The sequence below is a fragment of the Streptococcus pseudopneumoniae ATCC BAA-960 = CCUG 49455 genome (assembly GCF_002087075.1).
Classification (GTDB): domain Bacteria; phylum Bacillota; class Bacilli; order Lactobacillales; family Streptococcaceae; genus Streptococcus; species Streptococcus pseudopneumoniae.
This window is the reverse complement of sequence record NZ_MWSM01000019.1, coordinates 183109-194644: the sequence shown is the minus strand read 5'-3', so window position 1 is coordinate 194644 and position 11536 is coordinate 183109. Positions and strand designations below refer to the sequence as shown.

General features: G+C 38.8%; 10 protein-coding genes. 6 read left to right on the top strand and 4 right to left on the bottom strand.

Annotation, left to right across the window (positions count from 1 at the left end; all coding sequences use genetic code 11):
- From B4W83_RS05800 to hsdR, 3 genes are all read right to left on the bottom strand, one after another.
- Positions 1-211 (bottom strand): hypothetical protein (locus B4W83_RS05800; protein ID WP_032495955.1); only part of this gene is annotated, 211 nt, incomplete at its 3' end.
- The gene (locus tag B4W83_RS05795) at positions 211-1674 is read right to left on the bottom strand and encodes a class I SAM-dependent DNA methyltransferase (protein WP_000029046.1); all 1464 of its coding nucleotides are present in this window, start codon (positions 1672-1674) and stop codon (positions 211-213) included. The genes B4W83_RS05795 and B4W83_RS05800, both read right to left, overlap by 1 nt.
- 12 nt (positions 1675-1686) lie before the next feature.
- A complete protein-coding gene (gene hsdR, locus B4W83_RS05790; RefSeq protein ID WP_000229094.1) occupies positions 1687-4020 on the bottom strand; it encodes an EcoAI/FtnUII family type I restriction enzme subunit R in 2334 nt (777 codons plus the stop codon).
- A gap of 607 nt (positions 4021-4627) precedes the next feature.
- Here hsdR and B4W83_RS05780 point away from each other — a divergent pair.
- The 6 genes from B4W83_RS05780 (at position 4628) to dnaJ (ending at position 10835) form a co-directional block, all read left to right on the top strand.
- Positions 4628-5161 carry a DUF2812 domain-containing protein gene (locus B4W83_RS05780; RefSeq protein ID WP_001088699.1) on the top strand — a complete coding sequence of 178 codons (534 nt, stop codon included), beginning with the start codon at positions 4628-4630 and terminating at the stop codon, positions 5159-5161.
- Between the two features lie 139 nt (positions 5162-5300).
- A complete protein-coding gene (gene hrcA / locus B4W83_RS05775; RefSeq protein ID WP_000255739.1) occupies positions 5301-6335 on the top strand; it encodes a heat-inducible transcriptional repressor HrcA in 1035 nt (344 codons plus the stop codon).
- Between the two features lie 26 nt (positions 6336-6361).
- Positions 6362-6886, top strand: coding sequence for a nucleotide exchange factor GrpE (grpE, locus tag B4W83_RS05770; RefSeq protein ID WP_000046032.1), 525 nt, complete (start codon positions 6362-6364; stop codon positions 6884-6886).
- Between the two features lie 366 nt (positions 6887-7252).
- Positions 7253-9076, top strand: coding sequence for a molecular chaperone DnaK (gene dnaK / locus B4W83_RS05765; RefSeq protein ID WP_000034672.1), 1824 nt, complete (start codon positions 7253-7255; stop codon positions 9074-9076).
- A 1-nt stretch (position 9077) separates the two neighbouring features.
- Positions 9078-9479, top strand: a complete 402-nt coding sequence (locus tag B4W83_RS05760) for a hypothetical protein (RefSeq protein WP_000114424.1) — start codon at positions 9078-9080, stop codon at positions 9477-9479.
- 216 nt (positions 9480-9695) lie between these two features.
- Positions 9696-10835, top strand: a complete 1140-nt coding sequence (dnaJ, locus tag B4W83_RS05755) for a molecular chaperone DnaJ (protein WP_007284955.1) — start codon at positions 9696-9698, stop codon at positions 10833-10835.
- 412 nt (positions 10836-11247) lie between these two features.
- On the opposite strand, the gene B4W83_RS05750 is transcribed toward dnaJ, so the two are convergent.
- Positions 11248-11535 (bottom strand): hypothetical protein, encoded by a 288-nt coding sequence (locus B4W83_RS05750; RefSeq protein WP_000777758.1) that lies wholly within the window; start codon positions 11533-11535, stop codon positions 11248-11250.
- Between the last annotated feature and the right edge of the window lies 1 nt (position 11536).

Sequence of the window (11536 nt, the reverse complement as noted above, 5' to 3'; positions counted from 1 at the left end):
CAAACTTCCCATAATGTTTCCCATCATCACCACGAAATATCTCAGTTTCCTTTTTATCTCGTTTGATTTTTCCTTCACTGATAAGTTTTTCTTTTTCAGCTTTAATTCTCTTTAATAATTCACTTGCAGGTTCGTCATTGGGATTTTGCGGCACTAATTTCCCTTCCATCGCTCTTTGGAGAATACTTGCTTTAAGTTGTTCTGGTGTCATTATTTGTCCTCCAACAACTGCAAAATATCAGCTAATACATTATCAATCTTATGATTTAAAGTTGCTCTTTCCGCTTGATAATTCTGAATCAACTCAAAGGGATTTAAGATTTCCTCTTCCTCTTTTGGAAAGCCACACTGGTCTAAATTATAATTCAACTCAGCCAATTCACTAGGTGTAAATGATTTAGATTTGTAGAACTTACCTTCCAAAATCTCTTCACGATTTTCCCACCAGTCACGAACAGGATTGAAGTGTTCTGACTTCATCGGCTTAGTTTTCGAGAAATTTTTATAACCATCTGGCATATCTAAACGATAAAACCAAGTTTCTTCTGTTTTCTTTGTTTTATCAAAGAAAAGAATGTTCGTATGGATTCCTGTATACGGTGCAAAGACACTATGAGGCAACCTAATAATCGTATGTAAGTTGAACTCATCTACCAGTTTTTGTTTCAAGCGAGTTTTTACACCTTCACCAAATAGAAAACCATCAGGTAAAATAACTCCAACACGACCATTTTCTTTCAAACGATACATAATGACAGCCATAAATAAATCAGCTGTTTCAGAACTCCGTAATTCTGCTGGAAAGTTATTTTTTATTGTTTCTAATTCTGACCCTCCAAAAGGTGGATTCATCATAATAATGTCAAATTTTTCATCATCCGTATATTCACGAACATTTTTCTCCAAAGTATTTCCATGAACAATTTTAGGGTCATCAATTTCGTGAAGAAACAGATTTGTAACTGCTAAAAGATGAGGAAATGCTTTCTTTTCAATACCAAAAACAGCTGTATTATATTTTTTGGTATCTTCACTAGTTTTACGTTGACTACTTAAACGGTTCAGAGTCGAAGTCAAGAAGCCTCCTGTTCCGCAAGCAAGGTCTGCCATTGATTCTCCAAGTTTTGGGTCAAGAACTTCGGCAATAAAATCAGTCGCTGCACGTGGCGTATAAAATTCTCCTGAGTTCCCAGCATTTTGAATATCTTTAAGAATTTTTTCGTAAATATCATTAAAAGAATGACGATCTTCAGGGCTATTGAAATCAACTTCATCAATAACATTGATGACTTGGCGTAACAAGACGCCATTTTTCATATAGTTGTTCGCATCTTCAAAAGCTGATTTAACAATCGTTTTTCGAATAGGCATATTTGAAGTTATTTCAAGCTCTTTCAACTCTTTGAATAACTTGTTATTGACAAAATCAAGTAATTCATCGCCTGTCAATACCCGTTCCCCATTTTGAGCATGAGCCCAATTTCGCCATTTTAATTCCTCTGGGATAATTGACTCATACTCGTCTTCTTCTAATTCCCAAACCATTTCACGGCTATCATAAATTTTTAAGAATAATAACCAAGACATTTGCTCAATACGTTGAGCATCACCATTAACACCAGCATCGTTTCGAGTGATATCTTGAATTCTTTTTACAAATGATGTAATTGACATACTTTCCTTTCATTAAGCTACTGTAAATAGCTCTTGCTCCAATTCTTTAATTGCTTGTAAATATCGTTTTTTATCTCCAAAATAAGTATTGATGATTTTGAAGGTTCCACCATATATCTGAAATTCTGGAAGTTTTAATGTTTCAATGCTTTCGAGTTCTCCAATACCTTTATCCATGTATTTGTTCAGTAAAATTTCCAAAACAGCACGCGCTTCCTCACTATATTTATATAAATATCCGCTTTGTTTGAGCTTATTGATACGTTCCGTTTTGGTTAATTCTTTTTGACCATAGGCAAGTTTTAGGAGTAAATCAAAATCATCGATTTCTTGTTCTGATATTCCCTCCGACTCTCGAATAGCATCTAGATAAACTCCTTTTTTATAAAGTTCGTCTAAGATAAGCTTCTTTTTATCCGCCGTATGCCAAACTGTGATAAAATCGTTCAAAGTGGCGTAGCTACCTAAGATATTCTTCCGAGTGTAGTCGGTCAGGCTTTCGGTAATCAGTTTCCCGTTTTCATCCAATACTTGAACAGTAGAATTAAGAATGGTAACCTGCTTGTCTGTAACGATATATTTTTCTACTGGGTCACCACCTTCGTTTACAAAACCAGGTGTAGTACCATTGTTTGTTTTTGCGCCCGTTTCCAGAACCTTCACTGGTTCACCATCAAAATCAGGGTCAGCAAACAAATTGGTAACATTTCGAAAATCAATAATCGTAAAAAATTCTTTCCCCTTTTGAGGATAAAGACGTGTGCCACGACCAATAATTTGTTTAAATTCAGTCATGGATTGGATATTAGAGTCTAAAACAATCAAACGACATGTTTTAGCATTAACTCCTGTCGTTAATAATTTAGACGTTGTTACAATAGCGGGAAAATTAGAATTGACATCCATAAAGTTATCCAGTTGAGCTTTTCCTTCAGCGTTGTCACCAGTTACTTGCATGACATAACGATAGTCTTCTTGGACTAAGTCTAGATTCTCTTTTACAAGTGCAGCACGCATTCGCTCGGCATGGTCAATATCAACACAAAAAACAATTGTTTTATCAAATCGTGCATTGCTTTGCTTCATATAATCAGAAACAAACTTGGCAACTCTTTGCGTTCTATCATCAATGACAATGGTTTTATCAAAATCTTTCCTGCTGTAGTACCTATCTTCTATTAATTGTTCGTTAGCATCAACTTTTCCAGTTTCTGGACGATAACCATCCACATCCACATCTAAATTAACCCTCATAACACGATATGGAGCCAAAAAACCATCCTCTATTCCCTGTTTTAAACTATAAGTATAGATTGGCTCACCAAAGTATTCCGTATTGGAAGCATTCTTGGTTTCTTTAGGAGTAGCGGTCATCCCAATCTGTGTCGCAGAACTGAAATAATCAATCACCTTACGCCAGTTACTGTCTTCCTTAGCTGAACCACGGTGCGCTTCATCAATTACGATTAAATCAAAGAAGTCTTTGTCAAATTTTTGATAATGTGTCTCAGTTCCATCTTCACCAGTTAGTTGCTGATAAAGCCCTAGATAAATTTCAAAAGAATTTAATTTTTCAGGAGCAGTCAAAAGTTTTGGTGTAATTTTCGTCATTACCTTTTCGAATGGTCTAAAGTCTTCAGCCATCGTTTGGTCTACTAAGATGTTTCTATCTGCTAAGAATAAAACTCGTTTAGCCAAACCAGCTTTTCGAAGGCGATGAATAATTTGAAAAGCCATGAACGTTTTCCCCGTTCCTGTTGCCATCACAAACATTACTCGTTTTTGTCCTCTGGCAACTGTTTCAATAGTACGGTTGATAGCTATTTGCTGATAATAGCGTGGCGTTTTCATTGAGAAGGCGTCTGTATAGTATGGAGTTGAGATAGCTTCTGTAATTTCGTACGTCAATCCTTTTTCCTTCGTCATACGAGAAAATAATTCTTCACGAGTAGGGAATTCGTCTAACTCCAGCTCACGTTCTTCTCTCGTGATACGGTCGTGTTCAATAAAGCCATCACCATTCGAAGAATAAACAAATGGAACATCTAAAATCTCTCCGTATTCAATAGCTTGTTGTAATCCTGCTCGAACGCTGTGTTTATTATCCTTTGCCTCAACAATTGCAATTCGAGTTCCAAATTGGTAATACAGTGAATAGTCTGATTTTTTTCCTTCTTTACGACGAGCCTTATCTCCTCTAACCTCAATTCGACCATCAGTGAAGTATTCTTCGTAAGCGATATGCTCACCATTTTTCCATCCTTTGGATACAATAGCAGGAGTGATGAAATTTGCTTTAATATCCTCCTCACTCATTTCTTTCTTAGACTTTATAAACTCAACCATATTGAACCCTCCGCATTCTAAAAATCTACTTCTCCATAAAATAAACTATCAGAACAAATTATACTTCTATTATATCACACTTATAAAAATACTCTGCTAAATTGTTGAAAATAAGTATGCAATATACTTTCGCATCGCGTCAGATTATCTCCGCATAACACCGCTATTTTCCGCTGTTTTCGGCAGGCGACTTATTATCATTCTATAAGCACTTTCAGTCGGGCTGGTGAGATATTTTTCAAAAATAAATAATCACATTTAAACATTTTGAAAGTATAAAATATCTACATCAGCCGTTCAAAAACTGGCGTAAATTTTGCTATAATATTTTCGTTTAAATAAAGATTTTTTTATGCCAAAAGGATTTTAACAATGCGGATGCTTCCTATTTTGCTTCTCTTTTTAGCTCTACTACCGTTTTTCTCAAAGTTTGTCACTGGAGGTAGTTCTTTCAGTTGGGAAGTGTTTTTGATTTTCATAATAGATTGGGTTTTATTGATAGTTTTTGCGATTCAGATTTCTTATATTTTTTGGAGATTGAGTCAAAAGTGGAAAGAATTATCTAATAAATAACGCTAGGCATGTTGTCTAATTTTGGGGTAAGACAATGAATAGCAGAGTAGAATTTCGGATTTTCACCATTGTTGATTTGGACAAGAAAGAAGAATATTTACATGAGATGCATTTGAAAGGTTGGAGGTATAGAACTAGTCGTTTTGGTTTGTTCTATCTTGACCAATGTCAACCAGACGATGTCATCTACCGTATCTATGATTCTAGATTTCTTAAAAAATATAAGCATGAACTGCAAGATTTTAGAAATAGAGGTTGGGAATTGATAGGAGCAGGTTTTTGTTCGATTCTTCGTAAATCGGCTTCTGATATACTTTCAGAGGATCAAGTCTATATGAGTAATAATCTCAGGTGGGAAGTTATGCGATATAGACTTCGTTCATGTGCAGCTACTTTCTTAGGAGGTTTTGTTGTTTGTATGAGTTTGTTTCGAGAAGAACTGTCGCAATCTTTCTTTGTTATTTTTGCTCTATATGCCTTTATGATTTCTTATCTAATCTATGGTTATTTCAGACTAAAAAGTAAATACCGAGTAGATGGAAGGCAGGGTTCTAGGTCTTCAGACTGATTTTTAGCACTCTTGATAAAAGAGTGCTAATTTTTTGAATTTTTATCTTGACATTCTCTTCTAAGGGTGTATAATAGAATCATAAGTTAGCACTTGAATGTATCGAGTGCTAATTTATCAGACAGAGAGGAGTGATGAGATGGTTACAGAGCGTCAGCAGGATATTTTAAATCTGATTATTGACATCTTTACCAAAACGCACGAACCTGTCGGATCCAAAGCCTTGCAAGAGTCTATTAACTCTAGCAGTGCAACCATTCGTAATGACATGGCGGCTCTAGAAAAGCAAGGTTTGCTTGAAAAGGCTCATACTTCAAGCGGTCGGATGCCAAGTATTGCTGGTTTTCAGTACTATGTAAAACACTCACTGGATTTTGATCAACTGGCTGAAAATGAGGTATATGAGATTGTCAAAGCCTTTGATCAGGAATTCTTCAAACTGGAGGATATTCTGCAAGAAGCTGCTAATCTACTGACAGACCTGAGTGGCTGTACGGTAGTGGCACTGGATGTTGAGCCGAGCAGGCAACGTTTGACAGCCTTTGATATCGTTGTTTTGGGGCAACATACAGCCTTGGCAGTATTCACCCTAGACGAGTCGCGAACGGTTACCAGTCAGTTTCTGATTCCAAGGAACTTCTTGCAGGAAGATTTGCTGAAACTGAAGAGCATCATTCAGGAACGTTTCCTCGGTCACACCGTTTTAGATATTCACTACAAGATTCGGACGGAGATTCCGCAGATTATCCAGCGTTACTTTACAACAACGGACAATGTGATCGATCTCTTTGAACATATCTTTAAGGAAATGTTCAACGAAAACATTGTGGTGGCGGGCAAGGTTAATCTCTTGAATTTTGCCAATCTAGCAGTCTATCAGTTCTTTGATCAACCGCAAAAGGTGGCTCTGGAGATTCGTGAGGGGTTGCGTGAAGATCAGATGCAAAACGTCCGTGTTGCAGACAGTCAGGAGTCCTGTCTAGCTGACCTAGCTGTGATTAGTAGCAAGTTCCTCATTCCTTATCGGGGAGTTGGAATTCTAGCCATTATCGGTCCAGTCAATCTGGATTACCAACAGCTAATCAACCAAGTCAATGTGGTCAACCGTGTTTTGACCATGAAGTTGACAGATTTTTACCGCTACCTCAGCAGTAATCATTACGAAGTACATTAAGATTGAAATCATTAAAGGAGGCGAAAATGGCCCAAGATATAAAAAATGAAGAAGTAGAAGAAGTTCAAGAAGAGGAAGTTGTGGAAACAGCTGAAGAAACAACTCCTGAGAAGTCTGAGTTGGACTTGGCGAATGAACGTGCAGATGAGTTCGAAAACAAATACCTTCGCGCTCATGCGGAAATGCAAAATATCCAACGCCGTGCTAATGAAGAGCGTCAAAACATGCAACGTTATCGTAGCCAGGACTTAGCAAAAGCGATTCTCCCTTCTTTGGATAACCTTGAGCGTGCACTCGCGGTTGAAGGATTGACAGACGATGTCAAAAAAGGATTGGAGATGGTGCAAGAAAGCTTGATTCACGCTTTGAAAGAAGAAGGAATCAAAGAAATCGCAGCTGACGGTAAATTTGACCATAACTACCATATGGCCATCCAAACTCTCCCAGCAGACGATGAACACCCGGCAGATACCATCGCCCAAGTTTTCCAAAAAGGCTACAAACTCTATGATCGCATCCTACGCCCAGCCATGGTAGTTGTTTACAACTAGGCAATTCTGACGGTAGCTAAAGCAACTCGTCAGAAAACGGCAATCGCTATGGCGTTTGCCTAGCCTCCTTATTAACTCGTCGTCGAAATAAAATCGATTTCGACTTCTCGTGTCGCAATTTACATAATAGAAAACTTGTCCGAAACGACAATAAACTATGAAGAAAGATAAGAGGCAAGCCGGAGGCTTGCAAGGAAGATATTTCCCGCCGTGGTAAAAGTTTCAGTAGCTTTTGCTACTGAAACAGGGGATTTTTGAGACAATAGGCTCAAAAATAAGTGATGAAATCCCGAAGGGAGTTGCTCACGTCCCCACCACTTAAGGGAAATATAAAAAAAGAAAATTAACTAACAAGGAGAAAAACACATGTCTAAAATTATCGGTATTGACTTAGGTACAACAAACTCAGCAGTAGCAGTTCTTGAAGGAACTGAAAGTAAAATCATCGCAAACCCAGAAGGAAACCGCACAACTCCATCTGTAGTCTCATTCAAAAACGGAGAAATCATTGTTGGTGACGCTGCGAAACGTCAAGCAGTTACAAACCCAGATACAGTTATCTCTATCAAATCTAAAATGGGAACTTCTGAAAAAGTTTCTGCTAATGGAAAAGAATACACTCCACAAGAAATCTCAGCTATGATTCTTCAATACTTGAAAGGATACGCTGAAGACTATCTTGGTGAAAAAGTAACCAAAGCAGTTATCACAGTTCCTGCTTACTTCAACGACGCTCAACGTCAAGCAACAAAAGACGCTGGTAAAATTGCTGGTCTTGAAGTAGAACGTATTGTTAACGAACCAACTGCAGCAGCTCTTGCTTATGGTTTGGACAAGACTGACAAAGAAGAAAAAATCTTGGTATTTGACCTTGGTGGTGGTACATTCGACGTCTCTATCCTTGAATTGGGTGACGGTGTCTTCGACGTATTGTCAACTGCAGGGGACAACAAACTTGGTGGTGACGACTTTGACCAAAAAATCATTGACCACTTGGTAGCAGAATTCAAGAAAGAAAACGGTATTGACTTGTCTACTGACAAGATGGCAATGCAACGTTTGAAAGATGCAGCTGAAAAAGCGAAGAAAGACCTTTCTGGTGTAACTTCAACTCAAATCAGCTTGCCATTTATCACTGCAGGTGAAGCTGGCCCTCTTCACTTGGAAATGACTTTGACTCGTGCGAAATTTGACGATTTGACTCGTGACCTTGTAGAACGTACAAAAGTTCCAGTTCGTCAAGCCCTTTCGGATGCAGGTTTGAGCTTGTCAGAAATCGACGAAGTTATCCTTGTTGGTGGTTCAACTCGTATCCCTGCCGTTGTTGAAGCTGTTAAAGCTGAAACTGGTAAAGAACCAAACAAATCAGTAAACCCTGACGAAGTAGTTGCTATGGGTGCGGCTATCCAAGGTGGTGTGATTACTGGTGATGTCAAAGACGTTGTCCTTCTTGACGTAACACCATTGTCACTTGGTATCGAAACAATGGGTGGAGTCTTCACAAAACTCATCGACCGCAATACAACAATCCCAACATCTAAATCACAAGTCTTCTCAACTGCGGCAGACAACCAACCAGCCGTTGATATCCACGTTCTTCAAGGTGAACGCCCAATGGCAGCAGATAACAAGACTCTTGGACGTTTCCAATTGACAGATATCCCAGCTGCACCTCGTGGAATTCCTCAAATCGAAGTAACATTTGATATCGACAAGAACGGTATCGTGTCTGTTAAAGCTAAAGACCTTGGAACTCAAAAAGAACAAACAATTGTCATCCAATCAAACTCAGGCTTGACTGACGAAGAAATCGACCGCATGATGAAAGATGCAGAAGCAAATGCTGAAGCAGATCAGAAACGTAAGGAAGAAGTTGACCTTCGTAACGAAGTAGACCAAGCGATCTTTGCGACTGAAAAGACAATCAAGGAAACTGAAGGCAAAGGATTCGACGCAGAACGTGACGCTGCCCAATCTGCCCTTGATGACCTTAAAAAAGCTCAAGAAGACAACAACTTGGACGATATGAAAGCAAAACTTGAAGCATTGAACGAAAAAGCTCAAGGACTTGCTGTTAAACTCTACGAACAAGCAGCAGCAGCGCAACAAGCTCAAGCAGGAGCAGAAGGCACACAAGCAACAGGAAACGCAGGCGATGACGTCGTAGACGGAGAGTTTACTGAGAAATAAGATGAGTGTATTGGATGAAGAGTATCTAAAAAATACACGAAAAGTTTATAATGATTTTTGTAATAAAGCTGATAGTTATGAATCTGCAAAAGATTTTATAGATAATATTCCAGCAGTATATTTGGCTAGGTATAAAGCAATTATTTTAGCTGAGCATGAAAGTTGTGTTAAAAATGATGAGGCGGTAAGGAATTTTGTTACTTCAGTATTGTTGTCAGCGCTAGTATCAGCACTAGTATCAGCAACCATACAAAAACCAGAATTTATAATATCGTTTATAATGGGCATGATTTGGGTTGTCGGTGTATTCCTTCTAATCTATTGGAATTTTATAGCAAATACTAAGAAGAGACAAAAATATATAAATATTTCTGTACTTATAGGATATTTAAAATCAAAATAAAGTTAATTTACTTATTTGCAGAGGTTGCAACCCAGCCTCTGTTTTTCGATAAAAAGGGACGGAATCTCATTTGTTTGGGGTTTGTCTTGTCAATATATAAAGAAAGGAATTGAACCCGACCTAAATTCTCGGAAAAAAGATAAATCTGTCTAGGAGCATCGCTCCAGCGTCAGATTTCCTATTTTTCAGTCGAATTTTACGGTCTTGGTATCTTGTATGAACAATACTGAATTTTATGATCGTCTGGGGGTGTCCAAAAACGCTTCGGCAGACGAAATCAAAAAGGCTTATCGTAAGCTTTCCAAAAAATATCACCCAGATATCAACAAGGAGCCTGGTGCTGAGGAAAAGTACAAGGAAGTTCAGGAAGCCTATGAGACTTTGAGTGACGACCAAAAACGTGCTGCCTATGACCAATATGGTGCGGCTGGAGCCAACGGTGGATTTGGAGGCTTCGGTGGTGGAGCTGGCGGTTTCAACGGGGCAGGTGGCTTCGGTGGTTTTGAGGATATTTTTTCAAGTTTCTTTGGCGGAGGCGGAGCTTCGCGCAATCCAAACGCTCCTCGTCAGGGGGATGACCTCCAGTATCGTGTGAACTTGACCTTTGAAGAAGCTATTTTTGGAGCTGAAAAAGAAGTTAAGTACAACCGTGAAGCTAGCTGTCGTACATGTAATGGTTCTGGTGCTAAGCCAGGAACAAGTCCAGTCACTTGTGGACGCTGTCATGGCGCTGGTGTCATTAATGTCGATACGCAGACTCCGCTTGGTATGATGCGACGCCAAGTAACCTGTGATGTCTGTCACGGTCGCGGAAAAGAAATCAAAGATCCATGTACAACCTGTCACGGTACTGGTCATGAAAAACAAGCTCATAGCGTACATGTAAAAATCCCTGCTGGTGTGGAAACAGGTCAACAAATTCGCCTAGCTGGTCAGGGTGAAGCTGGATTTAACGGTGGACCTTATGGTGACTTGTATGTAGTGGTTTCTGTGGAAGCCAGCGACAAGTTTGAACGTGAAGGAACCACTATCTTCTACAATCTCAACCTCAACTTCGTTCAAGCGGCTCTTGGTGATACCGTTGATATCCCAACTGTTCATGGTGATGTTGAATTAGTTATCCCAGAGGGAACTCAGACTGGTAAGAAATTCCGCCTACATGGCAAAGGAGCTCCGAGCCTTCGTGGCGGTGCAGTTGGTGACCAATACGTTACTGTTAATGTCGTAACACCGACAGGCTTGAATGACCGCCAAAAAGCAGCCTTGAAAGAATTCGCAGCTGCTGGTGATTTAAAAGTCAATCCAAAGAAAAAGGGCTTCTTTGACCATATTAAAGATGCCTTTGATGGAGAATAAAGTAAGAAGAGCCGTCGGGCTCTTTTTGTTTATAGATTTTTTAAGACTTTCCTTAAGTAATGACGGATGGTAGCGACCTTCTTCGAAGTTCCATACCTAAACTTTGAGCCTAGGTCTCAAAGTTTCCGGACGAGTCTGAGACAAAAAGATTTTGATTTTAGGAATTCTTTATTATAAATTTTAAAAACCGATAGATTAGATAAAAAAGCGAACAAGACAGAATTCTGAGTGTCAGATAACTCGTTTTGTTCGCTTTTTATATTTAAGGTTAGACCTTTATCCCAGAATCGTTTTCAGTACGGCGGAAAGTCTTCGATTTAGTGGTGCAACGATGAATGAGTTGTCTAAATTGTGATGTATAGTTGATGGGATATGACTTGTTTACCTTTTAAAAAGAGCCACTCAGCTCTTTTTACTTATCTTCAATTTCCTGTGTTTCTTTGATGACAGCTAGTCTAGTCTGGATATCTTTTTCTAAGACCTTAAACTTGTAAGTTAGGTCTTCTTGGTATTTTTTGATAAGTTCTTTTTGCTGGTCGATGATTTGCAGGCTGTTTTGGATAATATCCACATCGTCCTTGATAGCTTGAACGCGGTCAGTAGTATTCAAGACTTCATCTGTGATGGTTTGACGATTTTTTGTGACCAGATAACTTCCGGCTGCAGCTCCTGCAAATAGCAGTAGATTGGATAATTTCATG